We start from the raw sequence: 26,416 nt of genomic DNA on the forward strand, positions 1-26,416 counted from the left end.
ATTTATCGGCCTGATAGCCCGACTTTATACGGTTATCAGGCCTGAGCTTCCTCTGAAACGGGGCGATTATTAATGCCCTCCGCTTTGGCAGTCAGGTAGAATCGGCGGTATTTTACGCAACCGGGAATCCATCAAGGAGTCATGATGAAAATATCCCGCCTTGGTGAAGCGCCGGATTACCGCTTCTCGCTGGCGAATGAACGTACCTTTCTGGCGTGGATCCGCACTTCGCTTGGCTTTTTAGCCGGTGGCGTCGGCCTGGACCAGCTGGCGCCGGATTTCGCTACGCCGCTGATTCGCGAAATTCTGGCGCTGCTGCTGTGCCTGTTTGCCGGCGGTCTGGCGATTTACGGCTATATACGCTGGCTGAGCAACGAAAAGGCGATGCGGCTGAAACAGGATCTTCCCTACACCCGCACGCTGCTGCTGATCAGTATTCTGCTGACCCTCGTCATCGTGGTGGTGATGGCGCTGGTGCTCTATGCCGGATAATCGCCGGGCGCGTCGCGAGAGCGATCCGGGCCTGCAGCCGGAGCGTACGTCGCTGGCCTGGTTTCGCACCCTTTTAGGCTATGGCGCGCTGCTGGCGCTGGCGATTAAGCACCACTGGCATCAGGCGGGGATCGCATTCTGGATTTCGCTGTGCATATTGCCGTTCGCCGCCCTCATCCTCTGGCGCTATACCCGCAGCCGCAATCTGATGAACGTTGAGCAAAGCGATTTTGCTCAGCCGCAGGCGGTTCGTGACAAATTTTTGATCGCATTCGCAGTACTTTCCCTGTCATTGTTGTTTGCTGTAACCCATATACGACAGGTGATTTTGTTTATTAAGGATATGACATGACAGGATGTCAGGCCGATTACGGTGACGATCGGCACTGCGGTAACTGCAAATCGCTGGCGAGCGATCTTCCGGTACAGGAAGTCATTATCGATCGTCAGGCGTGCCAACGCCCCGAGCGTGTCTACCATCAACTGAGCGCTCAGGGAGCCGTGGCCATCAAGTTTATTCCCCATCTGCAACCTTCCGACGCCCGGCTGTGGGGGGATTTCCTCTGCGCGGTGTTTGCGATTTGGGTTAAAGAAGATGCTAACCGCATCGTCGTGCCGCTGTTTGAGGCCACGCTGCGCGCCTGGCGCGGCGAGTCGGTGCAGTATGCCAACAATCCGCCGGGGCCTGCCTGCGCGGGCTGCGCCTGGCTAAGATTATGCGGTGGGGGCTGCCCGCAGCTGCGTCTGGAGGATGGCTCCAATGCGCTATGCGAGGGTTACCGGCAGTTTTATAGCTGGAGCGCCCCCTATATGCGCGTTCTGCGCGATCTACTCAATCAGCACCGTTCGCCGGTTGAGCTTATGCATCTGCTGCGCTAAAAAATGGCGACGAAAGAAGCTTCGTCGCCATCGCGTTGACCTGACGGGAGGTTTACCGTCCTTTTGCCAGATACTGCGCCATCTCCTCTTCCGGCACCATGCCGCCGCCGGTTGCCCACACAAGGTGGGTCGCATTGCGCATCTGCCCGGCGGTGAAACCGTGCATCTGCTGATACGCCTGGCTGGCGCAGACCCGCTGCGGCCCGGCCATGCCGGCCAGCGCGGACGGCTCCAGGCGAATACCTTCTTCCTCGGCTAACCAACCCAGCATGTCGTACATTGTCTGGTCATCGAGAGAGTAGAACCCATCCAGCAGGCGCTCCATTGCCCTGCCAACGAAACCGGAAGCGCGGCCTACCGCCAGACCGTCCGCGGCGGTCAGATTATCAATTCCCAGATCCTGAACCGAAATCTGGTCATGCAGGCCGGTATAAACCCCCAGCAGCATGCAAGGGGAGTGGGTCGGTTCGGCGAAGAAGCAGTGGACGTTATCGCCAAATGCCAGCTTCAGGCCAAACGCCACGCCGCCGGGGCCGCCGCCAACGCCGCACGGCAGATAAACAAACAGCGGATGACTGGCGTCCACCACGCGCCCTTCGCGGGCAAACTGCGCTTTTAGCCGCTCGCCGGCCACGGAGTAGCCGAGGAACAGGGTGCGCGAGTTCTCATCATCGATAAAGAAGCAGTTCGGGTCGGACTCGGCGGCTTTACGCCCCTGCTCAACCGCCACGCCGTAATCCTCTTCATACTCCACCACCGTCACGCCGTGGCTGCGCAGTTTGGCCTTTTTCCACGCTCTGGCGTCGGCGGACATATGGACCGCCACCTTGAAACCGATGCGCGCGCTCATTATGCCAATCGACATCCCCAGGTTGCCGGTGGAGCCAACGGCGATGCTGTACTGGCTGAAGAACGTCCTGAACTCGGAGGTCAGCAGCTTGCGGTAGTCGTCGGCTGTGTTTAACAATCCCGCGTCGATCGCCAGTTTTTCCGCGTGGGTCAGGACTTCATAAATGCCGCCGCGGGCCTTAATCGAGCCGGAAATCGGCAGGTGGCTGTCTTTCTTCAGCAGCAGATCGCCAGCAATGGGCTGACGAAAGGTTTTTTCCAGCCGGGCCTTCATTGCCGGGATGGCCACCAGCTCGGATTCGATAATACCGCCGGTGGCGGCGGTTTCAGGAAAGGCTTCCGCCAGATAGGGCGCAAAACGGTCGAGGCGGGCGTGGGCGTCCTGAACGTCTTCTGTCGTCAGGCCAACGTAGGGTAACCCCTCCGCCAGCGACGTCGTTGACGGGTTAAACCAGGTGGTTTCTTTCAGGGCTATCAGCTCCTCCAGCAGAGGAAACTGGGCGAGTAAAGTGGTCATGTCAGCGTTTTTCATATTACGTCTCTTTGCGCTCAGATGATGAAAGAAAGCAGGAATGTACCGGCCAGTGCAAGCAGCGAAGCGATAAAGGTCGCCGTGGTATAGTATTTGAACGTTTCGTTAAGGCTTGCCCCGCAGTACTGCTTAACCAGCCAGAACAGGGAATCCGTCACGATAGTGCAGCCAATCGCGCCGGAGCCGATAGCGATAGCGATGATTTCAGGGCTCACGCCGGGATAGAGCGGCAGCATCGGCGCGACGATGGCGGTTGCGCCCATCATGGCGACGGTGGCGGAACCGACGGCGGCATGCAGAATCAGCGCCACCAGCCAGGCCAGCAGAATCGGGTGCATATCGAGGTTCGACAGAATCACCGCCAGCGTATCGGCCAGGCCGCTGGTTTTCAGAATGGCGTTAAAGGCCCCGCCTGCGCCGATAATCAGCAGGATATTGGCGATAGAACCGAAACAGTTTTCCGTATGCGTCAGCAGGGTGCTCATGCCCATATTCTGGCGGATACCCAGCACGTAGTAGGCCACAAAGACCGCGATAAACATGGCGGTGATCGGGTTGCCGATAAACTCCAGCAGCATATACAGCGTGCCGCCTTTGGTCATATTCAGTTCGGCGATGGTTTTTACCAGCATCAGGCCGATCGGCAGCAGCACCGTAAACAGCGTGGCGCCCAGCGACGGCAGAGTCTCTTCTTTGCGCACTTCGAGGTTGGCAAACTCAGCCGGCACCGCTTTAAACGGCAGGCGGTTGCCGAGCAGCCGCAGGAACAGCGGGCCGCCGACCAGCGAGGCCAGCAGGCCCACCAGCAGACCGTAAACGATCACCGTTCCGATATCCGCGCCCAGTTTGTTGGCGACGAACAGCGCAGCAGGATGCGGCGGCACCACGCAGTGCACCGCCATCAGCGCCGTACACAGCGGGATGGCCAGCTTCAGCAGCGACGTGTTGGTCTTTTTGGCAATGGAAAACGCCAGCGGAATCAGCAGCACCACGCCCACTTCAACGAACAGGGTGATCCCGCAAATCAGGCCCACCAGCACCATTATGACGTCGGCGGACAGCCAGCGGCAGCGCTGGAGCGTCAGGCCGATACGTTCCGCTGCGCCGGAGACCTCCATCATTTTGCCGAGAATCGTCCCCAGCCCAATCACCGCCGCAAGGAAGCCCAGCGTGCCGCCAATCCCGCTCTCAATGGCGTTAACCATATCCAGCGGGCTCATGCCCATCATGGCGCCGACGAAAAAGCTTGCCAGCAGTAGCGCCAGAAACGGGTGAAACTTCAGTTTGACGATAGTTAATACAATCAACACGATGCTGATCAGCAGCGTGCTCACAACCCAGATCTGAGATTCCATACCCCACCTCGCCTGTGAATAATCTATGGGTATTGAACAGAAAAACGGCACGCGCTGACAAACGATATAAACGGCCATTCAGGTGAATCAGATTGAATCAAAAAGGTGATTTTGCTCTAAAATTGTCTGTTATGTGTGCTATGCATCACTTTTATTCATCTTTAACGCGCAGCTGGCGCGAAAAATTTCTTACACTCGGCGGGGAATAGTGAAGGAGTAAGAGATGGAGACGCTAAAAGAGTTAGGCACTCGCCTGCTTAACGGCTGGCAGCTATCGAAGCTGTATACCTTTGAAGTCGCCGCCCGGCATGAGTCGTTTGCGCTGGCGGCGGAGGAGCTGTCGCTGACGCCCAGCGCGGTGAGCCACCGTATCAATCAGCTGGAAGAAGAGCTGGGGATCCAGTTGTTTGTGCGTTCGCACCGCAAAGTAGAGCTGACGCATGAAGGTAAGCGGGTGTTCTGGGCGCTGAAGTCCTCGCTGGATAGCCTGAACCAGGAAATTCTGGATATTAAAAACCAGGAGCTGTCGGGGACGTTAACGGTCTATTCGCGCCCGTCCATCGCCCAGTGCTGGCTGGTTCCCGCGCTCGGTGATTTTACCCGCCGCTATCCGTCGATCTCGCTTACCGTGCTGACCGGCAACGATAACGTCAATATGCAGCGCGCGGGCATCGATCTGGCAATCTACTTCGATGATGCGCCTTCCTCGCAGCTGAGCCACCATTTTCTGATGGATGAGGCCATCGTACCGGTCTGCACGGCGGATTACGCGCGCCAGCATCAGCTACAGCAGAACCCCGGCAATCTTCGTCACTGTACGCTGCTGCACGATCGTCAGGCGTGGAGCAACGATTCCGGCACCGATGAGTGGTTCAGCTGGGCGCAGAAATTTTGCGTAGATTTGCCGCAATCGTCGGGTATTGGCTTCGATCGTTCGGATTTAGCGGTGATTGCCGCGATGAATCACGTTGGCGTGGCGATGGGGCGTAAGCGGCTGGTGCAAAAGCGCCTGGAGAGCGGCGAGCTGATCGCACCGTTCGGCGAGATGACCCTGAAGTGCCATCAGCACTACTACGTGACGACCCTGCCGGGCCGTCAGTGGCCGAAAATTGACGCCTTTATCCACTGGCTGCAGAGTCAGGCGCAATTATGATGACCGGCTTAGTTTCATCCCGGTGGCGCTGCGCTGACCGGGCTACGGGTTTACCTCCGTTTGCGGGCCGGTAGCCCGGACAGGCGCGTCAGGCGCCGCCTCCGGGAAATATGCCGGGGCTGATAATTCGCCACCGCTTCCCGGCTTGCGCTGCGCTTAGCCGGGCTACGGGTTCATCGGCGTCCGTCATTTTGTAGCCCGGGTAAGACGCCCCGCGTCGCGACCCGGGGAACCCGCAATGAAGCCTTAAACCGGCTGCTGGTGTTGATGAAAGCGCGACGCCAGCGGCAGCCAGCACAGCAGAATCAGCAATCCCATCAGCATCATCAGCAGGCCGAGGCTGCCCTGACCGGTTTGCGGCATCATCGCCGACAGCCACGCCAGCACGCCGGAACCGATATTCTGCAGCCCGCCCACCAGCGCTCCGGCGGTGCCGGCGAGGAACGGGAAGGGCTCCATCGCGCCGCTGGTCGCCAGCGGAAACAGCATCCCCGCGCCAAAAAAGAACAGCGCGGCGGGAACCAGCAGGGTCCAGACGGTCATCACGCCCAGCAGGCCAGGGATCCACATCAGCACCCCCGCCAGCAGGCAGCAAATCACCGACTGCCACATCAGCGTCGGGAAGCGTTTGTTCGGCCGGCCGGCAAACCAGGCGCCAAAGAACGCCGCCGGGATCGGCAGAATAAACAGAATGCTGACCGACATACTGCTCAGACCAAGTACCGCGCCCATCAGCACGCCGGAACAGGCTTCGAACACGGCAATGCCCGCCAGGCCGCCGATCAGCATCAGCAGATAGCAGTTGAATGCGCCGGTACCGAACAGCGTTTTATAGTTGGTGATGAGCCGGGTACGCGGCGCGCCGGTGGGCCGGGTTTCCGGCATCCAGCGCGCCATGCTGAAGGTGACGCCGGCGCAAAGTACCAGCAGAAATACGAAGCAGGCCCGCCAGTTCCATAAGGTATCGAGAATGCCGCCAATCAGCGGCGCGAGCAGCGGGCTAACCAGAATCCCCATATTCAGCAGGCTATTGGCGTGCCTGAGCTGCGCCCCTTCATACAGATCGCGCGGCAGGGTTCGCGCCATCACGCCGCCGACGCCGGTACCCATCCCCTGCATTGCGCTGGCGGCAATCAGCACCGGCAGGCTATGGGTGGTAATGGCAACCAGCGTCGCCAGCATAAAAATGGACATTCCCACCAGTATTACCGGGCGGCGGCCAACGCGATCGGAGAGCGGGCCGTAGAAAAGCTGCGAGACGCCGTACGTCAGCAGATAAGCGGCCATCACGCTCTGCACCGCGCCTTCGCGAACGTTGAGCGATATCGCCATATCGGCAATCGCCGGAATATAAATGGTCTGCGCCATCTGGCCTACGGCCACCAGCAGCACCAGCATCAACAACAAATTGAAGTTCTTATGCCGTTTCATGTCGATGAATACTTTGTATAAAGTTGGAGATGAAGAATATGTGACTGGCACACCCGCTAAACGATGGAGGAATCTACCACATAAAAATGACAGAACAACCCTGTAAGGGGGGATTGTCGGGGATGTTCAGGCAGGTTTTGTAAACGAAAGTCGGCAACTAATGTTGCCATGTGTGGATTAAGACAGCCGCAGCAGAATCGCCCCGGCGGCAATGCCGCAGGCGGCGGCGATGCGCAATGGAACTACCTTCTCTTTCAACAGGATAAACGCGATAACTGCGCCAAAAAGAATCGAGGTTTCGCGCAGGGCGGCCACCACCGCCAGCGGCGCCTGGGTCATGGCCCACAGCGCCAGGCCATAGGAGCCCATGGTACCGACGCCGCCGACCATGCCTTTCTTCCAGTGCTGGCGCAGATAGCGGCTGGCTTGCGGGCGTCGGGCAATCATCGCCCAGCCCAGCAGACAGAAGCCGTTCATAAAAAAGGTCCACAGGGTATAGCCCAGCGCGGTTTCTGAAAGCCGCACCCCGGTTCCGTCAACCAGCGTGTAGCCCGCAATGAAGCAGGCGTTGATCAGCGCCAGTACGATACCCTGGCTCGAACTGGCGCGCCCGTTAAAGGCCATCGCCAGAATCGCCAGGCAGATGACGCCGATGCCCAGCCAAGCCAGCGGGGAGAGAGTGTCGCCAAGAAAGGCGACGCTGATTATCGCCACCAGTAGCGGGGCGGTCCCGCGCATCAGCGGATAGGTCTGGCTCATATCCGAGACCTGATAGGTTTTTGCCACCAGCACCGTATACACCACCTGTAGCGCGCAGGAGACGGCAAGAAACGGCACGCTGGCGAGCGTGGGTTGGGGGGCAAAAGGGAGCAGAACCAGGGCGATGAGCGAGGCAGAGCCGCTAACGCCTACCGCTGCGTACATTTTATCGCCGCTGGCTTTAACGATAGCGTTCCAGCTGGCGTGAAGCAGGGCGGCGAACAGCAAAATACAGAATACGGTAATGGTCATTGCGGCCTGGCGCTGGGGAATAAATCGTCAACGGACTGTAACATGCGCACTCTTCAGCAGCCAGCGGCGGCTAGAGCGAACAGAACAGACAATGGGTGACCCGGGGTTCATCATATATCGGGCGAAATCCCAGATTTTCATAAAACGACCAGGCCGTTGACGGCGCATGGGTGTTGAGAAAATCAAAGCTGCTGCCGGAGTGGGTGATAACCGAGACCAGCAGCTGATGCCCGATCCCCTGCCGACGATGGCGATCGGCGATATACAAATGGCGGATGCGACCGGCCCGCGGCTGCTGGCTAAAAGGGTCGATGTTAAGCCCGCACACGCCGACCAGCTGCCCGTGCGCAAAAGCCCCCAGCAGCTTTTCTCCCGGCGCGTTAAAACGGTTTTCCCCGTTCTGCCAGTTCTCCGCCAGGCGACGCAGCATGTTCAGGTTTTGCGCCAGGCTTTCGGCGCGGAGTGCCGAAAAACCGGGTTCGTCCGGGGTGATAGCGGCGATCAACAACGGTGCCATAATTTTTCTCCGTCAGGTTAGCCTGTAGAGGGGCGGTTTCCCGCCCCTCTCAGGTGCGACTTGAACCTGAATCAGCGGAACTGCTTCAGGACTGCATCAAGTAGTTGCAACACGGCAACCATGAGTTTCAGGATCAGAACAACGATATCCACTCCGCCCATACGCGTCTCCTCTGGTTCAGGAGCACAACCGGCTGGCGTACCTTTCCGCCGCCTGTTGCCAGCCAGGGTATACCCGTCATATTCAGGCGCCACCTGCCGGTGGCGGACTCAATAATTCGGGGTATTTGTTGACGTAACACAGTGTGCTCTTCTGGGGTTAAGGCGCTGACGGCACCACCCGTTTCAGCCAGGACTTTTTTGCGCCGGTAAAAGTGCGGCCCCAGATTCCCCCTGCGTACCCCCTCAGTATAGAATGAATACTGTATATATGAACAGTATTTTTTGGACAAATTTGTATACGCGATCCATACTCTAAATCAGCAAAAACCGTCGTGAAAATTGCGCCTTCTTCCCCGATCGCGTATACTTTTTTCGTTGACGTAATACAGTGTGCTTGCGGCTACCAACCGTAAAAACACCGAACAGAAAACCTCGCCGCGGCGGGGTTTTTTGTTTTTTATCCCGCCGCAAATTAATGTGATCTTCCGCGCAGTTTCTCCTGGTTGAAAATAAATCCATTGTGAAATGACAAAAGCTGTGTTTGTATAAATTCATTCCCTTTTTTGAGACAACAGGTCCCTCATGAACGCTACCACGCTGACTTCGACCCTACTACTAACCGCGCCTGCCGCGGTGGTCGTCGTGTCTGTGGTGGTCGTCGTCGGCAACGCGCCGTAGGGTCCGGAACAACACGAATTCCAAACCCCGCCGGCGCAAACCGAGCGGGGTTTTTCGTTTCATGCCCCCCGGTAAGTCGGCCCAGAATAAAAGGACTGGAGCATGGCAAGTTCGGGCACAACATCACAAAAAATGCGCTTCACTGGCGCACAGTTAGTCGTTCATTTACTGGAGCGTCAGGGGATCACCACGGTCAGCGGCATTCCGGGCGGCTCCATCCTTCCCATTTACGATGCGTTAAGCCAAAGCACGCAGATCCGCCATATTCTGGCGCGTCACGAGCAGGGCGCGGGGTTTATTGCCCAGGGTATGGCGCGCACCGAGGGCAAACCGGCGGTGTGTATGGCCTGTAGCGGCCCGGGAGCCACTAACCTGATCACCGCTATCGCCGACGCCCGTCTGGATTCGATTCCGCTGGTGTGCATTACCGGCCAGGTTCCGGCCTCAATGATCGGCACCGACGCTTTCCAGGAAGTCGACACCTACGGTATCTCTATCCCCATCACGAAACATAACTATCTGGTACGCAACATTGCTGAGCTGCCGCAGGTGATAAGCGACGCGTTTCGCATCGCGCAGTCCGGGCGACCAGGGCCGGTGTGGATAGATATTCCTAAGGATGTTCAGGCCGCGACCATTGAGCTCGACGCCCTGCCGGAACCCGGCGCCCGCATGGCAGCCCCGGAATTCGATAGCGCCAGCGTGCGCGAAGCGGCGGCGATGATTAACGCCGCGCAGCGTCCGGTGCTCTATCTGGGTGGTGGGGTGATCAACGCGCCTGAGCAGATTCGCCAGCTGGCGGAAAAAGCCAACCTGCCAACCACCCAGACCCTGATGGCGCTGGGGATGCTGCCGAAAGCGCATCCGCTGTCGCTGGGCATGCTGGGGATGCACGGCGCGCGCAGCACCAATTTTATTTTGCAAGAGGCTGATTTATTGGTTGTTTTAGGCGCCCGTTTTGATGACCGGGCGATTGGTAAAACCGAGCAGTTCTGCCCGAACGCGAAAATTATCCACGTTGATATCGACCGCTCTGAGCTGGGTAAAATCAAACAGCCTCACGTGGCGATTCAGGGCGATGTTGGCGAAGTGCTGGCGCAGCTGATCCCGCAGGTCGAGGCGCAGCCGCGCAGCGAATGGCTGCAGCTGGTGGCCGATCTGCAGCGGGAGTTCCCCTGCACCATTCCGCAGGAGCAAGACCCGCTTACCCACTATGGCCTGATTAACGCCGTTGCCGCCTGCGTTGACGATGAGGCAATCGTGACCACCGACGTCGGCCAGCACCAGATGTGGGTCGCACAGGCGTATCCGCTCAACCGTCCGCGCCAGTGGCTGACCTCCGGCGGCCTCGGCACCATGGGCTTTGGTCTGCCTGCCGCGGTAGGCGCGGCGCTGGCTAACCCGCAGCGCAAGGTCATCTGCTTCTCCGGCGACGGCAGCCTGATGATGAACATTCAGGAAATGGCTACCGCGGCGGAAAATCAGCTGGACGTAAAAATCATCCTGATGAATAACGAAGCGCTGGGGCTGGTTCACCAGCAGCAGAGCCTGTTCTATAAGCAGGGCGTGTTCGCCGCGACCTATCCTGGCATGGTCAACTTTATGCAGATCGCCGCCGGTTTTGGTCTGCAAACCTGTGATTTAAATAACGAAGCCGATCCGCAGGCGGCGCTGCAGGCGATTATCGACCGCCCGGGTCCGGCGCTGATCCACGTGCGTATCGATGCCGAAGAAAAAGTGTATCCGATGGTACCGCCGGGTGCGGCCAATACTGAAATGGTGGGGGAATAAGCCATGCAACAAGCGACTCATGAAAACGTTATTCTACAGCTCACCGTGCGCAACCACCCTGGCGTGATGACCCACGTTTGCGGCCTGTTTGCCCGCCGCGCATTTAACGTGGAAGGCATTCTTTGTCTGCCGATCCCGGACAGCAACCAGAGCCGCATCTGGCTACTGGTCAACGACGATCAGCGCCTCGGGCAGATGATTAGCCAGATCGAAAAGCTGGAAGACGTTGAGAAGGTGGTGCGCAATCAGTCCGATCCCTCCATGTTCAGCAAAATCGCGGTGTTCTTCGAATAATCGCTCGCGGCTTGATCCGCTGCGCGCGATAAACAAAATTACTCAAGCCGCATCAGGGCGGCAACTCTGAGAATCCCCCTGGAGCTGACTGAAGTCAGTGACTGGGGGGAACAGAGGCAGCTTGAAGGATGACGTTTATACCGTTAAGGTAAGCGCGTTTTTTATCCTCCCCAGGAATCGCCATGACCACAATCGCCCTTATTGACGATCATCTTATCGTCCGCTCCGGCTTTGCCCAGCTGCTGGGGCTGGAAGCCGATTTTCAGGTCGTCGCCGAATTCGGTTCCGGTCGCGAAGCGCTGGTGGGGCTGCCCGGCCGCGGCGTGCAGGTCTGTATCTGCGATATCTCGATGCCGGATATCTCCGGGCTTGAGCTGTTAAGCCAGCTGCCGAAAGGGATGGCGATCGTGATGCTGTCGGTGCACGACAGCCCGGCGCTGGTGGAGCAGGCGCTGAACGCCGGCGCGCGCGGCTTTCTCTCCAAGCGCTGCAGCCCGGATGAGCTGATCGCCGCCGTCCGCACCGTGGCGGCCGGCGGCTGCTACCTGACGCCGGATATCGCCATGAAGCTGGCGGCCGGGCGACGGGACCCGCTCACCAAACGCGAACGCGAGGTGGCGGAAAAGCTGGCGCAGGGGATGGCGGTAAAAGAGATTGCCGCCGAGCTGGGCCTGTCGCCAAAAACCGTGCACGTTCATCGCGCCAATCTGCTGGAAAAGCTGGGCGTCAGCAACGACGTCGAGCTGGCGCGCCGCATGTTCGATAGCTGGCAATGAACACCTTTCTCTCCCGGCTGCTCTCGGTTATCGGTTGTTGCTTTATCTTTTCCGCCGCGTGGTTTTGCCTGTGGAGCATCAGCCTGCACCTGGTGGAGCGTGCCGATCTGGCGGTGCTGCTTTTCCCCTTTGGCCTGCGTCTTGGCCTGATGCTGCAGTGTCCGCGCGGCTACTGGCCGGTTCTGCTGGGCGCTGAGTGGCTGCTGATCTTCTGGCTGGCGCAGGAAGTGGCGCTGGCGCACCCGATAATATTGATGACCGGAAGCCTGTTGACCCTGCTGCCGGTGGCGCTGATCTCGCGCTATCGCCAGCAGCGCGACTGGCTCACCCTGCTGCGCCAGGGAGGGGCGCTGATCGCCGCTGCGCTGCTCCAGTCGCTGCCGTGGCTGCCGGAAGGCAAGGAGGGGCTGAACGCGCTGCTGCTGACCCTGACCGGCGGCCTGACGCTGGCGCCTACCTGCCTGGTTATCTGGCACTACCTTACCAGTACCGTCTGGCGGCCGCTGGGGCCATCGCTGGTCTCGCAGCCGGTAAACTGGCGCGGGCGGCATCTTATCTGGTACCTGCTGCTGTTCAGCGTCAGCCTCTGGCTCCAGCTGGGGCTGCCCGCCGAGCTCTCGCGATTTACGCCCTTCTGCCTGGCGCTGCCGATTATCGCCCTGGCCTGGCACTACGGCTGGCAGGGCGCGCTGATCGCGACCCTGATGAACGCCATCGCGCTGATTGCCAGCCAGAGCTGGCACGATCATCCGGTGGATTTGCTGCTTTCGCTGCTGGCGCAAAGCCTGACGGGCCTGCTGCTGGGCGCAGGCATTCAGCGGCTGCGCGAGCTTAATCAGTCGCTGCAAAACGAGCTGGTGCGTAACCAGCGGCTGGCGGAACGCCTGCTGGAAACCGAAGAGAGCGTGCGCCGCGAGGTGGCCCGCGAGCTGCACGATGATATCGGGCAGACCATCACCGCCATCCGTACTCAGGCGGGGATCGTCCAGCGTCTGGCGCCTAACAGCGCCAGCGTCAGGCAGAGCGGCCAGCTGATTGAGCAGCTTTCGCTCGGCGTCTATGATTCGGTGCGCCGCCTGCTGGGCCGCCTGCGCCCGCGCCAGCTGGACGACCTGACGCTTGAACAGGCGGTGCGTTCGCTGATGCGCGAAATGGAGCTGGAGGACCGCGGTATGGTCAGCCATCTTGCGTGGCGCATTGATGAGTCGCTGCTGAGCGAAAACCAGCGCGTCACCCTGTTCCGCGTCTGCCAGGAAGGGCTGAATAATATCGTCAAACACGCCAGCGCCAGCGCCGTCACGCTGCAGGGCTGGCAGCAGGAGCAGCGGCTGATGCTGGTGCTGGAGGACGACGGCTGCGGCCTGCCGCCGGGCTCAGGCCAGCAGGGCTTCGGCCTGACCGGCATGCGCGAGCGCGTCAGCGCGCTGGGCGGCACCTTAACCATCTCCTGCACCCACGGCACCCGCGTTTGCGTCAGCCTGCCGCTGCGCTACGCCTGAGGAGCGACGATGTTTGCCTTTTTGAAATCCCCGCCCGATGCTCCGCCGATTACCGACAAACCGGCGCTGGACGCGCGCTACCGCTACTGGCGTCGGCATATTCTGCTGACCATCTGGCTGGGCTATGCGCTGTTTTATTTTACGCGTAAAAGCTTTAACGCCGCCGTGCCGGAAATCCTCGCCAGCAACGTGCTGACGCGCAGCGATATCGGCCTGCTGGCAACGCTGTTCTACATCACCTACGGGCTGTCGAAATTTTTCTCCGGTATCGTCAGCGACCGCTCTAACGCCCGCTATTTTATGGGCATTGGTCTGGTCGCTACCGGCGTGGTGAATATTCTGTTTGGCTTTTCCACTTCGCTGTGGGCCTTCGCGCTGCTGTGGGCGCTGAACGCCTTCTTCCAGGGCTGGGGCTCGCCGGTGTGCGCCCGTCTGCTGACGACCTGGTATTCGCGCACCGAACGCGGCGGCTGGTGGGCGCTGTGGAATACGGCGCATAACGTCGGCGGGGCGCTGATCCCGATGGTGGTTGGCGCGGCGGCGCTGCACTACGGCTGGCGAACGGGGATGATGATTGCCGGCATGCTGGCGATCCTCGCCGGACTGTTTCTCTGCTGGCGGCTGCGCGACCGGCCGCAGGCGGTAGGGCTGCCCGCCGTGGGCGACTGGCGGCACGATGAACTGGAGATTGCCCAGCAGCAGGAAGGGGCTGGCCTGACCCGTAAAGAGATCCTCACCAAATACGTGCTGCTGAATCCCTATATCTGGCTGCTCTCGCTGTGCTACGTGCTGGTGTACGTGGTGCGCGCGGCGATTAACGACTGGGGCAACCTGTATATGTCGGAAACGCTCGGCGTCGATCTGGTCACGGCGAATTCGGCGGTCACCATGTTCGAGGTGGGCGGCTTTATCGGCGCGCTGGTGGCGGGCTGGGGCTCGGATAAACTGTTTAACGGCAACCGCGGGCCGATGAACCTGATTTTCGCCGCCGGTATTTTGCTGTCGGTCGGCGGCCTCTGGCTGATGCCGTTCGCCAGCTACGTGATGCAGGCGGCCTGCTTCTTCACGACCGGCTTTTTCGTTTTTGGCCCACAGATGCTGATCGGCATGGCGGCGGCGGAGTGCTCGCACAAAGAGGCGGCGGGGGCGGCAACCGGCTTTGTTGGCCTGTTTGCCTATCTTGGCGCATCGCTCTCCGGCTGGCCGCTGGCGCAGGTGATGGAAATCTGGCACTGGAGCGGTTTTTTCGTGGTTATCGCCATTGCCGCCGGCATTTCCGCCCTGCTGCTGCTGCCGTTTTTAAACGCCCAGGCGCCGCGAGAAGCGTGACCCACTTCACCTTTCTTCGCCGAATGGCGTAAAACTAAGAAATTTTCCCGGTTTCGCCTGGACGCTGTCTCAGGCGAGTCTCCCGGCTGATTTTTACAATGCCTGCCATTCGCAGGTACTAAATCAGCTCAGGAGTCACCCAATCATGCTGGCCTTCTTAAACCAGGTGCGTAAGCCAACCCTGGACCTGCCGCTCGAAGCGCGGCGCAAAATGTGGTTCAAACCGTTCATGCAGTCGTATCTGGTGGTTTTCATCGGCTATCTGACCATGTACCTGATCCGCAAAAACTTTAACATCGCGCAGAACGACATGATCTCCACCTACGGGTTGAGCATGACGCAGCTGGGGATGATCGGTCTCGGATTCTCAATCACCTACGGCGTGGGTAAAACGCTGGTTTCTTACTACGCAGACGGTAAGAACACCAAGCAGTTTCTACCGTTTATGCTGATCCTTTCGGCCATCTGTATGCTTGGCTTCAGCGCCAGCATGGGTGCAGGGTCGACCAGCCTGTTCCTGATGATCGCCTTCTACGCTCTGAGCGGCTTTTTCCAGAGCACCGGCGGCTCATGCAGCTATTCGACTATTACCAAGTGGACGCCTCGCCGTAAGCGCGGCACCTTCCTCGGCTTCTGGAATATTTCTCACAACCTCGGCGGCGCCGGCGCGGCGGGCGTAGCGCTGTTTGGCGCCAACTACCTGTTCGACGGCCACGTGATCGGGATGTTTATCTTCCCGTCGATTATCGCGCTGATCGTCGGTTTTATCGGCCTGCGCTTCGGCAGCGACTCCCCGGAATCCTACGGCCTCGGTAACGCCGAAGAGCTGTTTGGCGAAGAGATCAGCGAAGAGGATAAAGAGACGGAAGAGAACGCCATGACCAAATGGCAGATCTTCGTCGAGTACGTACTGAAGAACAAAGTCATCTGGCTGCTGTGCTTCTCCAATATCTTCCTGTACGTGGTGCGCATCGGTATCGACCAGTGGTCCACCGTTTACGCTTTCCAGGAGCTGAAGCTCTCCAAAGAGGTGGCGATTCAGGGCTTTACCCTGTTTGAAGTGGGCGCGCTGGTCGGCACGCTGCTGTGGGGCTGGCTGTCGGATCTGGCAAACGGTCGTCGCGCGCTGGTGGCCTGCATTGCGCTGGCGCTGATTATCGCCACCCTGGGGGTTTATCAGCACGCCAGCAACCAGTACGTTTATCTCGCCTCTCTGTTTGCGCTGGGCTTCCTGGTGTTTGGCCCGCAGCTGCTGATCGGCGTTGCCGCGGTAGGTTTCGTGCCGAAAAAGGCGATTGGCGCTGCCGACGGGATCAAGGGCACCTTTGCCTATCTGATCGGCGATAGCTTCGCCAAGCTGGGCCTCGGGATGATCGCCGACGGAACGCCGATTTTTGGCCTCACCGGCTGGGCGGGGACCTTTGCGGCGCTGGATGCGGCGGCGATTGGCTGCATCTGCCTGATGGCCATCGTCGCGGTGTTTGAGGAACGTAAAATCCGCCGTCAGAAAAAGACGCAAACTTTGCAGACTGCCTGAGTCATTGGGTGTGAGTCACGTTGCCTGGCCCCTGCGCCGGGCTTTTTTATGCCTCTTGCCGGGCGGTTTGATGATAGCGATACGGTGTCGCGATAAGTCACATTATGGTACTTCCGGCAGTCGACAGCGGGCAATTTCCCATTATGATAGTGGGGCTGCGATTGAATGAGAGGATGCATGATCTGGTTAGGACTGGCCACGCTGATAGTGGTATTTGTTGTGGGATTTCGGGTGCTTACCTCTGATTCACGCCGTGCGATTCGCCGTCTGAGCGAACGATTAGGCATTACGCCGGTACCGCTGGAATCGATGATCGATCAGCTGGGAAAAACCGCCGGCAACGAGTATCTGCGCTACCTGGAGCGGCCGAATGAAGCGCATTTGCAAAATGCCGCGCAGGTGCTGCTGGTCTGGCAGGTCGCTATCGTCGACGGCAGCGAGCAGAACCTGCACTACTGGTATCGGCTGATGAAAAAGTCCCGCCTCGCGGCGCCGATTACCGAAGCGCAAATCCGCCTGGCACAAGGTTTTCTTCGCGAGCTGGAGCCGGAAGTGAGCGACCTGCACGCTTTGCAGGAGCGCTATAACGCGCTGTTTTTGCCGGAGGATGGCGTCCACTGGCTGCACTGATATCACTTCCCGGTGCACTGTTGGCTTCGTTAAACGTCACGCCGATGAGGCCACCGGTGCATAAGTCATCGCAACAAAGCCATCATGCCAGTACCTCTAACCCATGTTTTTGCACGATGGTGAGTAATTTCAGTGCCAGCCCACCGGGGCGTTTTGCCCCGCTTTCCCATTTTTGGACCGTGGAAACGCTGGTGTTCAGATAGCGGGCAAAAACCGGCTGACTGACGTTGAGTTGGTCACGTAGAGCCTTAATTTCACCAGGTTGGAAATCGCTTACGCGGCTGATGCATGTTTCATCAAAGCTGCGCATTGTCTCCTGCGCGATCGCATCAACACTGTATAAACCTGCTGCAGCGCTATGGATAGCTTCAAAGGCGGGGCTTTTGAATTTAGTTTTTGCAGTCATGACAAATCTCCACCAATTCTTTTCTCTTAACCAATGCCGCCATTTTCTCCTCGCTGAGAAGGGAATAATGCCTGGCTAACTCACGGAACGCCGCGAGTTCTCGGTTATCGATATTGGCGATATCCTGTTTGGCGTATAAAAATGTGTAAAACCAATGCTCAGCGCCCTTTGCCAGAATAATTGCGCGATCGCGATTTTTATTGAGGCGTTTTTTGTAAACGCCGCCACCAAGGTTATCTGCTTTTCCCTGGAGAGTGGCTTCAATCGCTTTGCAGAGTTCGCCATCATCAATCGCATGGGCCCGGGCTTCCCTGGTAAACCATTTCGTTTTAAAAACACGCATTGGCTGACATCCTGTAACCATAAATATAGCACCAAGTGCTATGTTATTTCTTCCTCTTACTGTTCTGAAATACCTAAGAACGTGATTTTCCGGTTATGCGAGCAGCTACGCAGGAGCTTTGCAAGGCCTGAAAAGTTGTCAAAACGTTAAATTCGTCACATTTAAAATGTTACACTGCGCGGCTTCCCCGTGTTCAACCATGCAGGTAACTTATGACTCCTTCGAATGCCTCTACGCCACAGGCTCATCAGGCGGCGCGACCCAACTGGTCGGCGGTTTTTGCGGTGGCCTTCTGCGTGGCCTGCCTGATTACCGTTGAGTTCCTGCCGGTAAGCCTGCTCACGCCGATGGCGCAGGATTTAGGCATCTCCGAAGGGGTTGCCGGACAGTCGGTCACCACCACGGCGTTCGTGGCGATGTTTGCCAGCCTGTTTATCACCTCGATTATCCGCAGTACCGATCGCCGCTACGTGGTGATTCTGTTTTCGGTTCTGCTGACCCTTTCCTGCCTGCTGGTCTCTTTTGCTAACAGCTTTGCGTTATTGCTGCTCGGCCGCGCCTGCCTCGGGCTGGCGCTGGGCGGCTTTTGGGCGATGTCGGCGTCGCTCACCATGCGGCTGGTGCCGATGCGCGTGGTGCCCAAAGCCCTGTCGGTTATTTTTGGCGCGGTATCGATAGCGCTGGTGATCGCCGCGCCGCTGGGCAGCTTCCTCGGTGGGATTATCGGCTGGCGTAACGTCTTTAACGGCGCCGCGGTGATGGGGGTGGTCTGTACGATTTGGGTGCTGAAGGCGCTGCCGTCTCTGCCGGGCGAGTCGACCTCGGCGCAGCAAAATATGTTCGGCCTGCTAAAGCGCCCCGGCGTGATGGCCGGGATGTGCGCCATTTTTATGGCCTTCGCCGGCCAGTTCGCCTTCTTTACCTATATTCGCCCGGTGTATATGACGCTGGCGGGCTTTGACGTTGACGGCCTGACGCTGGTGCTGTTGAGCTTCGGCATCGCCAGCTTCGTCGGCACCTCGCTCTCTTCGATGCTGCTCAAAAGATCGGTGAAAGCGGCGCTGGCGGTTGCCCCGGTGGTGCTGGCCATCAGCGCGGCGGTGCTGGTACTGTGGGGGGAGAGTAAAATCGTGGCGTCGACGGTTGCCGTTATCTGGGGCTTTGCCTTCGCGTTGATACCGGTTGGCTGGTCAACGTGGATCACCCGCTCCCTGTCCGATCAGGCGGAGAAAGCCGGGTCGATTCAGGTGGCGGTGATCCAGCTGGCCAACACCTGCGGCGCCGCGGTTGGCGGCGTGGCGCTGGATCACCTTGGTCTGCTCTCGCCGCTGGTCCTCTCCGGTACGTTGATGCTGCTGACCGGCCTGCTGGTGGCGACGAAAGTACGAGTGTAATGGGGCCGCAGTTAGGCGAATCGTCAATAAAACTACGGGCGTTCGCCCTGCGCCAGACGACGGTTGATGTCGGCAATCACGCCCGGCAAATCCGCCAGCGTATCTACCACATAGTGCGCCCCGGCGGCGTACAGCTTCCCGGCGGCGTGCTCGCGGCGGGCGGCGATCTCTTCGGCGCTCATCTGCTGATATTCCTCCCAGCTGGCGCCGAATTCGTTACCGGAAACCGCCAGACCCACGCTCCACATTCCGGCGTTTAATCCTTCGGTAATGCCGGGAGCGGAATCATCAACCTTGACGCAGTGGGCTACCGAGTCGATGCCGAGGACAATGACGTTCTGTAACGCCATCCACGGGCCTGGCCGCCCCCCGACGGCGAGGTCGTCCGTCGCCACCCAGTGGTCAGGCGCATAGCCCTGCGCGGCGGCGGCCGGCGCCAGCTTTTCCATCACCGGACGCGGATAGCCGGAACAGGAGCCAATTTTTATGCCTTCGGCGCGCAGCGCGGCAATGGTGTCGACAACCCCGGCGATCGGCGCAGAAAAATCGACAACTTTGGCAATCTGCAGCGGCATAAAAGCAGCATAGATCGCGTCGATATCGGCAGCGTTCATCGCCCGGCCAAACTTCGCCTGCCAGCGGGCGTCCACGGCGGGCAGTTTCCCCAGCGCTTCAATATGCTGCCATTTGCCGAGACCCATCGGCACCCTGGCTTCTTCGAGCGTAATCTCCACGGCAAAAGCCTGACGAAAGGCCTCAACGAAAATCTGCGTCGGCGCGAAGGAGCCAAAGTCGACGGTGGTGCCTGCCCAATCAAGAATAACGGCGTTAATACGGTTCATGACGGTTCCTTAGCATTGCCAGTACATGGCGTTTTTGATGGCCGCCAGCAGGGCGGTGATGTCGGCGTCGTACACTTCGCCGATGTTGCCGATACGGAAGCAGTCGCTTTGCGACACCTTGCCCGGATAGATCACGAAACCCTGCTCTTTAAGCCGCTGGTAGAAATCCTTAAAGCGATACTGCGGCGCATCCGGGGAGTAAAACGCGGTGATGATCGGCGAGTGCAGGCTATCGTCGAGCAGCGGCTGAAAGCCTAGCGCACGCATTCCCGCCACCAGACGCCGCTGGTTCGTGCTGTAACGCTGATGACGTGCGCGCACGCCGCCTTCCTCCGCCAGCTCCTTCAGCGCCTGGGCAAAGGCCAGCACGGTATGGGTCGGTGAGGTGAAGCGCCACTTGCCGTGGTTATCCTCCATGCAGCGCCACTGGGCGTACAGATCCAGCGACAGCGAGCGCGAGCGGCCCTGGCAGTTTGCCAGTTCCGCCTCCCGGGCAATGACGAAGGCAAAGCCCGGCACACCCTGAATGCATTTGTTGGCGGAGCTTATCAGATAATCGATATTCAGGGCGGCGACGTCCATGGGAATGCCGCCGAAGCTGCTCATGGCATCGACGATGTAGCGTTTGTCGTACCGTTTCGCCAGCGCGGCGACCTCTTCGATCGGGTTGAGCATGCCGGTCGTGGTTTCGCTATGCACCATGGCGATATGGGTGATCGCCGGGTCGGTTTGCAGGATCCGTTCGATCGCCGCCGCGTCCGGCCGCGCCACTTCGCCGCAGTCGTAGGGATGGTGCGCAATGCACATCAGTTTCGCCATCTCGATCATGCGCGCGCCGTAGGCGCCGTTGCTGATAATCAGCACTTTCCCCTGCGCGCCGATCGCGCTACCGAGCACCGCTTCAACCGCGTAGCTGCCGCTGCCTTGCAGCAGCACTGAGGTGTAGCCGTTAGCGGGCGTCGCCAGTTCCACCAGCCGTTGGCGAATGACCTGAACGACGCCGAGATTGTAGTCGTCGTCCCAGGTACAGCTATCGAACAGCATCGCCTCTTTTACCGTACGGGAAGTGGTCAGCGGTCCGGGCGTCAGCAGCAGATAATTACGCGAAGTCATTGTTTTCACCATTTGGTCTATACCAGATGTTTTTTATAATGACGATCGTGCCCCGAAAAGGTCAAAGGGAAAGTAGCGCTGCAACAAAAAATTCATCTGGTTATGTATAATGAGCGCATCAAATTTGGCCGCGAGCGAACATGAAATCACCCTCTGGCGAGACGCCACAGTATCTGCTGATCAAGGCGCAGCTTCAGGCGCGTATTCAAAACGGCGCGTTGAAGAGCGGCGATAAGCTGCCGTCCGAGCGCGAGCTGTGCGCGCTGTTCAACACCACGCGTATTACGGTGCGTGAGAGCCTGGCGCAGCTTGAGTCCAGCGGCGTGATTTATCGCGCCGACCGCCGCGGCTGGTTTGTTACGCCGGAGCGCTTGTGGTTGGATCCGACGCAGAATACCAACTTCCACAAGCTGTGCCTGGAACAGGGGCGGGAGCCGAAAACGGTACTGCTCGATGGGCGTCTGGCCGCCGTTCCGCTGGATGTTATGGCGCCGCTGGCGCTGCAGCCGTTCGACCAGATCTACCTGCTCACCCGACTGCGCCATGCTGACGGGCGGGCAATCTGCTACTGTGAAAATCACTGCCTGCCGGCCAGGGTTCCGGAGCTGCTGCGCCATGATTTAAACGGCAGCCTGACCGAAATTTATCAGACCCACTATGACCTGATATATACCAGTATGCATCTGTCGTTCTGGCCCACCTCAATGCCGCCCCAGGCCGCGGAAGCCCTGGGGGTGATGGAAGGGCGGCCGGCGCTGCTCTTGCGCCGCCTCAACTACGATCAGCACGGGCGAATTCTCGATTACGATATCGAGTACTGGCGCCACGACAGCCTGCGTATTGAAGTCGATACCCATTGATTTTATTGGTCCAGCCCGAGCGTTTTCCCGGGTTGCGGCTCGGGCTACGGGTTTACCGCCGTCTGCGGATGGGTAGCCCGGACAGGCGCGTCAAACGCCGCCTCCGGGATAAGCCCAGGTATTAAATACCTGTGCGCCGGGCGTCCCGGTGGCGCTGCGCTGACCGGGCTACGGGTTCACCGCTGGCTGCGGACGAGTAGCCCGGACAGGCGCGTCAAGCGCCGCCTCCGGGAGGGAGTCTTCTGCTCCGGCGTCATCCTTTCGCCACACTTTATTCATCGTTTTGTCATAAACCCCGGGTAGCGTGAAAAACAATCTGGTCTACACCAGAATGGCTAACTACCCGATGAGGCATATACGATGAAACTCTCCCGACTTGCCCTGCTGTCCCTGTTCGCGCTGACCAGCTCTCCGGTCTGGGCAGATGGCATCGTCACGGTTTACTCCGCTGACGGCCTGCACGATGGTGATAACAGCTGGTACCAGCACCAGTTCGCCGCTTTCACCAAAGCAACGGGCATCAAGGTGCAGTACGTGGAAGGCGGTTCCGGGGCGATTGTTGAACGCCTGGCAAAAGAGCGCACCAACCCTCAGGCCGATGTGCTGGTGACGGTGCCGCCGTTTATCCAGCGTGCCGCGAAAGAACAGCTGTTGGCCGAATTTCAGCCGCAGGACAGCGCCCGGATCCCGGGCGTACACGACCGCTACTCGCCGCTGGTGAATAACTATCTGACCTTTATCTATAACAGTAAGCTGCTGAAAACCGCACCGGCCAGCTGGCAGGAGTTGCTCGATAGCCGCTTCAGGAACAAACTGCAGTACTCGACGCCGGGGCAGGCGGGTGACGGTACGGCGGTCATGCTACAGGCGTTTCACAGCATGGGGAGCAAAGAGGCGGGGTTCGATTATCTCGGTAAGCTCCAGGCCAATAACGTTGGTCCGTCTGCTTCCACCGGTAAGTTGACCGCGCTGGTCAATAAAGGCGAGCTGTACATCGCTAACGGCGATCTGCAAATGAACCTGTCGCAGATGGCGCGTAATCCGAATGTGCAAATCTTCTGGCCAGCGGACGCGCAAGGCGAACGCAGCGCGCTGGCGCTGCCCTATACCATCGGCCTGGTGCAGAACGGTCCGAACGGCGAAAACGGTAAAAAGCTGATTAACTTCCTGCTCGATAAATCCGCTCAGTCCAGCGTCAGCGCGCTCTCCTGGGGCCTGCCGGTGCGCAGCGACGTGACGCCGGAAGACGCTAACTTTAAAGCGGCGAAAGCGGCGCTTAACGGCGTGAAAAGCTGGGAACCCAACTGGGACGACGTTGCGGTTTCGCTGTCGGCGGATATTGCCCGCTGGCATAAAGTGACGGACAGCGAGTAAGCGTGATGTTAATGAAAACGACCGTTGCCCCCACCCCGTCGCTGGCGGGGACGTCCGGAATTACTCTCGACGCGCTGCGCGTTTCTTATCACGGCAACGTGGTGCTGAAGCCGCTGACATTAACCATTGAACCCGGTGAGGTGCTGGCGCTGATCGGCCCTTCGGGCTCCGGGAAAACCACGGTGCTGCGGGCGATAGCCGGTTTTGTGCAGCCTGCCGGTGGTCGAATTTTGCTTGGCGACACGGATATCACCCATCTGCCGCCGTATCAACGCGGCCTTGGTATGGTGGTTCAAAACTACGCCCTGTTTCCGCACATGAAAGTAGAAGATAACGTCGCCTTCGGCCTGCGGGCGCAGAAACAGCCCAAAGCGCAGATCGCTGAACGGGTTCAGGAAGCCCTGAAAATCGTCGGCATGGCGGATTACGCCAGCCGCTATCCGCACCAGCTTTCCGGCGGCCAGCAGCAGCGCGTCGCAATTGCTCGCGCCATCGCCGTGCGTCCGCGGGTATTGCTGCTTGATGAGCCGCTCTCGGCGCTGGATGCGCAAATCCGTCACAACATGGTGGAGGAAATTGCCCGTCTGCACCGCGAACTGCCGGAGCTGACCATTCTCTACGTCACCCACGATCAGACTGAAGCCCTGACCCTGGCGGACAAGATTGGCATCATGAAAGACGGCTCGCTCATTGCCCACGGCGAAACCCATCAGCTTTACCACTATCCGCCTAATCGTTTTAGCGCTGAGTTTCTCGGACGTGCCAATATCCTGCAGGCGACGGCGCTGACAGATACCGCGGGACCTGGCCTGGTCAGCGTCAGCTGCGGCGGCGGATTGATCGCCGCGTTCAGCCGCGGCGGCCAGCATGGCAACAATAAGCTGCTCTGTATTCGCCCGCAGCATATGAGTCTCGCGCCGCGATCGGCCACCAGCAACCGGCTGAACGCCATCCTGACCTCCGTGCACTGGCAGGGCGATTTGACCCATCTGCTATGCGACGTGGCGGGGGAGGCGGTGCGTATCGTGATGACCCACGTGAACCCGCTGCCGCGTGCGGGCGACAGGCTGGCGCTCTATTTTGAACCCAACGATGCGGTCCTGATTGAGGTGTCATAATGTCGCAGATCTTAACGCTCCCGCGTCGCTCTGTTCATCTGCGGCCCTTACTGTGGCTGCTGCTGCCGCTGCTGGTGCTGGCGACCCTGTTTTTCTACCCGCTGCTGCTCATCGGCGAACAGGCGCTGCGCGATACCGAGGGTCATCTGGGCCTCGAAACCTTCTGGCAGGTGGTGGAGTCCCGGCGCTTTCTCAGCGCATTGCTCAATACCTTGCAAATCGCGGTTATCGCGACATCAGGCTGCCTGCTGCTCGGCAGCGTACTGGCGCTGATTCTGGTGTTTATCCCGTTTCCCGGTAGCCAGCTGATTAGCCGGATAATTGATACCTTTATTGCGCTGCCGACCTTTCTCATCACCCTGGCTTTCACCTTTATTTACGGCTCCGCTGGTCTGCTGAACGGGACGCTGATGTCGCTGTTTGCTTTTGAACTGCCGCCGGTGGATTTTCTCTATTCGATTCAGGGGGTCATACTGGCGGAAATGACCGTCTTCACCCCTCTGGTGATGCGCCCGCTGATGGCCGGGCTGCGGCAGATTGATAAAAGCCAGCTTGAAGCGGCGAGCATCCTCGGCGCGCATCCGCTGCGGGTTATCGGCCAGGTGATTTTTCCGGCGGTGCTGCCGGCGCTAATGGCGGGCGGCAGCCTGTGTCTGCTGTTGACCACCAACGAGTTCGGCATCGTGCTGTTTATCGGCGCCAAAGGGGTAAATACTCTACCGATGATGGTCTACAGCAAGGCTATTCTCGAGTCGGACTACAGCGTCGCCTGCATGATTGCGCTGATTAATATTCTGCTGTCGCTGGGGCTGTTTATGCTCTATCGGCTGGCCGCCGCGCGTACCGGCGTGAGGAGCTAACGATGTTGATTTGGTCGCGTAAAGGCCGTACGGCGGCAGGAGCGCTGGCGGTGACGCTGTTTGCCGGGTTTTTCTTCCTGCCGCTGGCGGTGATTTTGATGTCCAGCCTGAGCCAGCAGTGGAACGGCCTGCTGCCGTCCGGCTTTACCCTCGGACACTTTGTTAACGCGTTTCGCGGCGCCGCGTGGGATGCGCTCTTTTCCAGTCTGATGGTCGGGTTTTGCGCCAGCCTGTTCGCTCTGCTGTGCGGCATGTGGGCTGCGCTGTCCCTGCGGCAGTACGGTGCGAAGCTGCAAAAATACCTTGGGCTGATGTTCTATCTGCCAAGCGCCATCCCATCCGTTTCGGTGGGTCTTGGCATTCTGGTGGCCTTCAGCCAGGGACCGCTGCAGATGAACGGCACCTTTTGGATCGTTCTGGCGGCGCACTTCGTGCTGATTTCCGCGTTTACCTTCAGCAACGTTTCCACCGGTCTGGCGCGGATTTCCGCCGATATTGAAAACGTCGCCTCCAGCCTCGGGGCATCGCCGTGGTATCGTCTGCGCCACGTCACGCTGCCGCTGATGACGCCATGGATGATTTCGGCACTGGCGTTAAGCCTGTCGCTATCGATGGGGGAGCTGGGCGCGACGGTGATGATCTACCCGCCGGGCTGGACAACGCTGCCGGTGACGATTTTTAGCCTGACCGATCGCGGCAATATTGCCGATGGTTCGGCGCTGACCATCGTGCTGGTGGGCGTCACGCTGCTGCTGATGATTAAGCTTGAACGCATCGCCCGCCGGATGAGCCAGAGGTAATCTCCGGCTCCTTTTGCAAACCACCTAAGCCAGTGGTAGCCCGGGTAAGGCGTTACGCCGCAACCCGGGGAATGCGTCGGGATGAATATCGATGCGGCTTCTTCCCGGCTCGCGCTGCGCTTAGCCGGGCTACAGTGCGGTAGCCCGGGTAAGGCGTTACGCCGCAACCCGGGGAATGCGCCGGGATGAATATATCGATGCGGCTTCTTCCCGGCTCGCGCTGCGCTTAGCCGGGCTACAGGTTACGATCTGATAGCCCGGATCGGGCTCTGACGCCGCGACCCGGGATGGTTTCACTCTCTTAGAACCACGCCTCAAACATGCCGCCGACGTTCAGCGAATCCAGCTGCTCGTCTTTGGTGCCGTTAACCTTCGCAGTGCGCTTGTTATCC

Annotated in this window: 29 protein-coding genes; 18 read left to right on the plus strand and 11 right to left on the minus strand. The window is 59.2% G+C overall.

The annotated features are described in order from the left end of the window. Positions 1-144: 144 nt before the first annotated feature. Genes SIK97_RS23910 through SIK97_RS23920 form a run of 3 tightly spaced genes read left to right on the plus strand, consistent with a single transcriptional unit; the run spans position 145 to position 1,371 of the window. Complete coding sequence (locus SIK97_RS23910; protein ID WP_004855665.1) at positions 145-492, plus strand: YidH family protein; 348 nt, start codon at positions 145-147, stop codon at positions 490-492. Next, positions 482-844, plus strand: a complete 363-nt coding sequence (locus SIK97_RS23915; RefSeq protein ID WP_014227322.1) for a DUF202 domain-containing protein — start codon at positions 482-484, stop codon at positions 842-844. The genes SIK97_RS23910 and SIK97_RS23915 overlap by 11 nt, the downstream gene beginning before the upstream one ends. Next, a complete protein-coding gene (locus tag SIK97_RS23920) occupies positions 841-1,371 on the plus strand; it encodes a radical SAM protein (protein WP_004855659.1) in 531 nt (176 codons plus the stop codon). The genes SIK97_RS23915 and SIK97_RS23920 overlap by 4 nt, the downstream gene beginning before the upstream one ends. A gap of 52 nt (positions 1,372-1,423) precedes the next feature. Here SIK97_RS23920 and dsdA read toward each other — a convergent pair whose 3' ends face one another. Next, a complete protein-coding gene (gene dsdA, locus SIK97_RS23925; protein WP_057174097.1) occupies positions 1,424-2,752 on the minus strand; it encodes a D-serine ammonia-lyase in 1,329 nt (442 codons plus the stop codon). A gap of 17 nt (positions 2,753-2,769) precedes the next feature. Then, on the minus strand, positions 2,770-4,107 hold the full coding sequence (gene dsdX, locus SIK97_RS23930; protein ID WP_004116631.1) for a D-serine transporter DsdX: 1,338 nt from the start codon (positions 4,105-4,107) through the stop codon (positions 2,770-2,772). A 223-nt stretch (positions 4,108-4,330) separates the two neighbouring features. Here dsdX and dsdC point away from each other — a divergent pair, with 223 nt between their 5' ends. Next, on the plus strand, positions 4,331-5,260 hold the full coding sequence (gene dsdC, locus SIK97_RS23935; RefSeq protein WP_032751820.1) for a DNA-binding transcriptional regulator DsdC: 930 nt from the start codon (positions 4,331-4,333) through the stop codon (positions 5,258-5,260). 246 nt (positions 5,261-5,506) lie between these two features. Here the strand turns inward: dsdC and emrD are convergent, their stop codons facing one another. The 4 genes from emrD to tisB all read right to left on the minus strand — a co-directional run bounded on the left by emrD (position 5,507) and on the right by tisB (position 8,380). Further along, entirely contained in the window at positions 5,507-6,691 is a 1,185-nt protein-coding gene (emrD, locus tag SIK97_RS23940; protein ID WP_004855651.1) for a multidrug efflux MFS transporter EmrD, read from the minus strand. A gap of 177 nt (positions 6,692-6,868) precedes the next feature. Further along, on the minus strand, positions 6,869-7,702 hold the full coding sequence (locus SIK97_RS23945; RefSeq protein WP_014227319.1) for a DMT family transporter: 834 nt from the start codon (positions 7,700-7,702) through the stop codon (positions 6,869-6,871). Positions 7,703-7,772: 70 nt separating this feature from the next. Then, positions 7,773-8,219: a GNAT family N-acetyltransferase gene (locus SIK97_RS23950; protein WP_057174096.1), complete on the minus strand. Its 447-nt coding sequence runs from the start codon at positions 8,217-8,219 to the stop codon at positions 7,773-7,775. A gap of 71 nt (positions 8,220-8,290) precedes the next feature. Beyond that, positions 8,291-8,380, minus strand: coding sequence for a type I toxin-antitoxin system toxin TisB (gene tisB, locus SIK97_RS23955; RefSeq protein WP_004107126.1), 90 nt, complete (start codon positions 8,378-8,380; stop codon positions 8,291-8,293). A gap of 582 nt (positions 8,381-8,962) precedes the next feature. Between tisB and ivbL the strand changes: the two genes are divergently transcribed. The 8 genes from ivbL (at position 8,963) to SIK97_RS23995 (ending at position 16,914) form a co-directional block, all read left to right on the plus strand. Continuing rightward, positions 8,963-9,058: an ilvB operon leader peptide IvbL gene (ivbL, locus tag SIK97_RS23960; protein WP_004107123.1), complete on the plus strand. Its 96-nt coding sequence runs from the start codon at positions 8,963-8,965 to the stop codon at positions 9,056-9,058. Positions 9,059-9,160: 102 nt separating this feature from the next. After that, entirely contained in the window at positions 9,161-10,849 is a 1,689-nt protein-coding gene (gene ilvB, locus SIK97_RS23965; protein WP_025107569.1) for an acetolactate synthase large subunit, read from the plus strand. A gap of 3 nt (positions 10,850-10,852) precedes the next feature. Continuing rightward, positions 10,853-11,143 (plus strand): acetolactate synthase small subunit, encoded by a 291-nt coding sequence (gene ilvN, locus SIK97_RS23970; protein ID WP_004855635.1) that lies wholly within the window; start codon positions 10,853-10,855, stop codon positions 11,141-11,143. 182 nt (positions 11,144-11,325) lie between these two features. Then, on the plus strand, positions 11,326-11,919 hold the full coding sequence (gene uhpA, locus SIK97_RS23975; RefSeq protein WP_032751823.1) for a transcriptional regulator UhpA: 594 nt from the start codon (positions 11,326-11,328) through the stop codon (positions 11,917-11,919). A 17-nt stretch (positions 11,920-11,936) separates the two neighbouring features. Continuing rightward, on the plus strand, positions 11,937-13,418 hold the full coding sequence (gene uhpB / locus SIK97_RS23980) for a signal transduction histidine-protein kinase/phosphatase UhpB (RefSeq protein ID WP_162097182.1): 1,482 nt from the start codon (positions 11,937-11,939) through the stop codon (positions 13,416-13,418). A 9-nt stretch (positions 13,419-13,427) separates the two neighbouring features. Further along, a complete protein-coding gene (locus tag SIK97_RS23985; RefSeq protein ID WP_032751824.1) occupies positions 13,428-14,747 on the plus strand; it encodes an MFS transporter in 1,320 nt (439 codons plus the stop codon). A gap of 145 nt (positions 14,748-14,892) precedes the next feature. Beyond that, the gene (gene uhpT, locus SIK97_RS23990) at positions 14,893-16,284 is read left to right on the plus strand and encodes a hexose-6-phosphate:phosphate antiporter (RefSeq protein ID WP_004107098.1); all 1,392 of its coding nucleotides are present in this window, start codon (positions 14,893-14,895) and stop codon (positions 16,282-16,284) included. A gap of 177 nt (positions 16,285-16,461) precedes the next feature. Continuing rightward, complete coding sequence (locus SIK97_RS23995; RefSeq protein WP_025107571.1) at positions 16,462-16,914, plus strand: DUF1198 domain-containing protein; 453 nt, start codon at positions 16,462-16,464, stop codon at positions 16,912-16,914. Between the two features lie 82 nt (positions 16,915-16,996). On the opposite strand, the gene SIK97_RS24000 is transcribed toward SIK97_RS23995, so the two are convergent. Beyond that, positions 16,997-17,320, minus strand: coding sequence for a helix-turn-helix domain-containing protein (locus tag SIK97_RS24000; RefSeq protein WP_004126838.1), 324 nt, complete (start codon positions 17,318-17,320; stop codon positions 16,997-16,999). After that, positions 17,304-17,663, minus strand: a complete 360-nt coding sequence (locus SIK97_RS24005) for a type II toxin-antitoxin system RelE/ParE family toxin (protein WP_025107572.1) — start codon at positions 17,661-17,663, stop codon at positions 17,304-17,306. Before SIK97_RS24005 ends, SIK97_RS24000 begins: the two co-directional genes overlap by 17 nt. A gap of 212 nt (positions 17,664-17,875) precedes the next feature. On the opposite strand from SIK97_RS24005, the gene nepI reads away from it, so the two are divergent. Continuing rightward, a complete protein-coding gene (gene nepI / locus SIK97_RS24010; protein WP_014227312.1) occupies positions 17,876-19,057 on the plus strand; it encodes a purine ribonucleoside efflux pump NepI in 1,182 nt (393 codons plus the stop codon). Between the two features lie 32 nt (positions 19,058-19,089). Here nepI and phnX read toward each other — a convergent pair whose 3' ends face one another. Together phnX and phnW are read right to left on the minus strand one after the other, a co-directional pair. Beyond that, complete coding sequence (phnX, locus tag SIK97_RS24015; protein WP_004855618.1) at positions 19,090-19,899, minus strand: phosphonoacetaldehyde hydrolase; 810 nt, start codon at positions 19,897-19,899, stop codon at positions 19,090-19,092. Between the two features lie 9 nt (positions 19,900-19,908). Further along, on the minus strand, positions 19,909-21,012 hold the full coding sequence (gene phnW, locus SIK97_RS24020; protein ID WP_032752001.1) for a 2-aminoethylphosphonate--pyruvate transaminase: 1,104 nt from the start codon (positions 21,010-21,012) through the stop codon (positions 19,909-19,911). 140 nt (positions 21,013-21,152) lie between these two features. Between phnW and phnR the strand changes: the two genes are divergently transcribed. From phnR to phnV, 5 genes are all read left to right on the plus strand, one after another. Then, positions 21,153-21,872: a phosphonate utilization transcriptional regulator PhnR gene (gene phnR, locus SIK97_RS24025; RefSeq protein ID WP_009653851.1), complete on the plus strand. Its 720-nt coding sequence runs from the start codon at positions 21,153-21,155 to the stop codon at positions 21,870-21,872. A 360-nt stretch (positions 21,873-22,232) separates the two neighbouring features. Then, complete coding sequence (phnS, locus tag SIK97_RS24030) at positions 22,233-23,246, plus strand: 2-aminoethylphosphonate ABC transporter substrate-binding protein (protein WP_032751825.1); 1,014 nt, start codon at positions 22,233-22,235, stop codon at positions 23,244-23,246. Positions 23,247-23,251: 5 nt separating this feature from the next. Then, positions 23,252-24,364, plus strand: coding sequence for a 2-aminoethylphosphonate ABC transport system ATP-binding subunit PhnT (gene phnT / locus SIK97_RS24035; protein WP_014227307.1), 1,113 nt, complete (start codon positions 23,252-23,254; stop codon positions 24,362-24,364). Continuing rightward, positions 24,364-25,224, plus strand: coding sequence for a 2-aminoethylphosphonate ABC transporter permease subunit (gene phnU, locus SIK97_RS24040; RefSeq protein ID WP_032751826.1), 861 nt, complete (start codon positions 24,364-24,366; stop codon positions 25,222-25,224). The genes phnT and phnU overlap by 1 nt, the downstream gene beginning before the upstream one ends. Before the next feature lie 2 nt (positions 25,225-25,226). After that, a complete protein-coding gene (phnV, locus tag SIK97_RS24045; RefSeq protein ID WP_025107577.1) occupies positions 25,227-26,024 on the plus strand; it encodes a 2-aminoethylphosphonate ABC transport system, membrane component PhnV in 798 nt (265 codons plus the stop codon). Between the two features lie 301 nt (positions 26,025-26,325). On the opposite strand, the gene SIK97_RS24050 is transcribed toward phnV, so the two are convergent. Then, positions 26,326-26,416 (minus strand): maltoporin (locus SIK97_RS24050; protein ID WP_087828615.1); only part of this gene is annotated, 91 nt, incomplete at its 5' end.

It is taken from the genome of Klebsiella sp. JN_Kp126 (genome assembly GCF_033843325.1).
Lineage (GTDB): Bacteria > Pseudomonadota > Gammaproteobacteria > Enterobacterales > Enterobacteriaceae > Klebsiella > Klebsiella michiganensis.

Bases quoted from the DNA above. Each gene is read 5' to 3' on its own strand.
- SIK97_RS23910 (WP_004855665.1), top strand. From the start codon at position 145: ATGAAAATATCCCGCCTTGGTGAAGCGCCGGATTACCGCTTCTCGCTG.
- SIK97_RS23915 (WP_014227322.1), top strand. From the start codon at position 482: ATGCCGGATAATCGCCGGGCGCGTCGCGAGAGCGATCCGGGCCTGCAG.
- SIK97_RS23920 (WP_004855659.1), top strand. From the start codon at position 841: ATGACAGGATGTCAGGCCGATTACGGTGACGATCGGCACTGCGGTAAC.
- dsdA (WP_057174097.1), bottom strand. From the start codon at position 2,752: ATGAAAAACGCTGACATGACCACTTTACTCGCCCAGTTTCCTCTGCTG.
- dsdX (WP_004116631.1), bottom strand. From the start codon at position 4,107: ATGGAATCTCAGATCTGGGTTGTGAGCACGCTGCTGATCAGCATCGTG.
- dsdC (WP_032751820.1), top strand. From the start codon at position 4,331: ATGGAGACGCTAAAAGAGTTAGGCACTCGCCTGCTTAACGGCTGGCAG.
- emrD (WP_004855651.1), bottom strand. From the start codon at position 6,691: ATGAAACGGCATAAGAACTTCAATTTGTTGTTGATGCTGGTGCTGCTG.
- SIK97_RS23945 (WP_014227319.1), bottom strand. From the start codon at position 7,702: ATGACCATTACCGTATTCTGTATTTTGCTGTTCGCCGCCCTGCTTCAC.
- SIK97_RS23950 (WP_057174096.1), bottom strand. From the start codon at position 8,219: ATGGCACCGTTGTTGATCGCCGCTATCACCCCGGACGAACCCGGTTTT.
- tisB (WP_004107126.1), bottom strand. From the start codon at position 8,380: ATGGGCGGAGTGGATATCGTTGTTCTGATCCTGAAACTCATGGTTGCC.
- ivbL (WP_004107123.1), top strand. From the start codon at position 8,963: ATGAACGCTACCACGCTGACTTCGACCCTACTACTAACCGCGCCTGCC.
- ilvB (WP_025107569.1), top strand. From the start codon at position 9,161: ATGGCAAGTTCGGGCACAACATCACAAAAAATGCGCTTCACTGGCGCA.
- ilvN (WP_004855635.1), top strand. From the start codon at position 10,853: ATGCAACAAGCGACTCATGAAAACGTTATTCTACAGCTCACCGTGCGC.
- uhpA (WP_032751823.1), top strand. From the start codon at position 11,326: ATGACCACAATCGCCCTTATTGACGATCATCTTATCGTCCGCTCCGGC.
- SIK97_RS23985 (WP_032751824.1), top strand. From the start codon at position 13,428: ATGTTTGCCTTTTTGAAATCCCCGCCCGATGCTCCGCCGATTACCGAC.
- uhpT (WP_004107098.1), top strand. From the start codon at position 14,893: ATGCTGGCCTTCTTAAACCAGGTGCGTAAGCCAACCCTGGACCTGCCG.
- SIK97_RS23995 (WP_025107571.1), top strand. From the start codon at position 16,462: ATGATCTGGTTAGGACTGGCCACGCTGATAGTGGTATTTGTTGTGGGA.
- SIK97_RS24000 (WP_004126838.1), bottom strand. From the start codon at position 17,320: ATGACTGCAAAAACTAAATTCAAAAGCCCCGCCTTTGAAGCTATCCAT.
- SIK97_RS24005 (WP_025107572.1), bottom strand. From the start codon at position 17,663: ATGCGTGTTTTTAAAACGAAATGGTTTACCAGGGAAGCCCGGGCCCAT.
- nepI (WP_014227312.1), top strand. From the start codon at position 17,876: ATGACTCCTTCGAATGCCTCTACGCCACAGGCTCATCAGGCGGCGCGA.
- phnX (WP_004855618.1), bottom strand. From the start codon at position 19,899: ATGAACCGTATTAACGCCGTTATTCTTGATTGGGCAGGCACCACCGTC.
- phnW (WP_032752001.1), bottom strand. From the start codon at position 21,012: ATGACTTCGCGTAATTATCTGCTGCTGACGCCCGGACCGCTGACCACT.
- phnR (WP_009653851.1), top strand. From the start codon at position 21,153: ATGAAATCACCCTCTGGCGAGACGCCACAGTATCTGCTGATCAAGGCG.
- phnS (WP_032751825.1), top strand. From the start codon at position 22,233: ATGAAACTCTCCCGACTTGCCCTGCTGTCCCTGTTCGCGCTGACCAGC.
- phnT (WP_014227307.1), top strand. From the start codon at position 23,252: ATGTTAATGAAAACGACCGTTGCCCCCACCCCGTCGCTGGCGGGGACG.
- phnU (WP_032751826.1), top strand. From the start codon at position 24,364: ATGTCGCAGATCTTAACGCTCCCGCGTCGCTCTGTTCATCTGCGGCCC.
- phnV (WP_025107577.1), top strand. From the start codon at position 25,227: ATGTTGATTTGGTCGCGTAAAGGCCGTACGGCGGCAGGAGCGCTGGCG.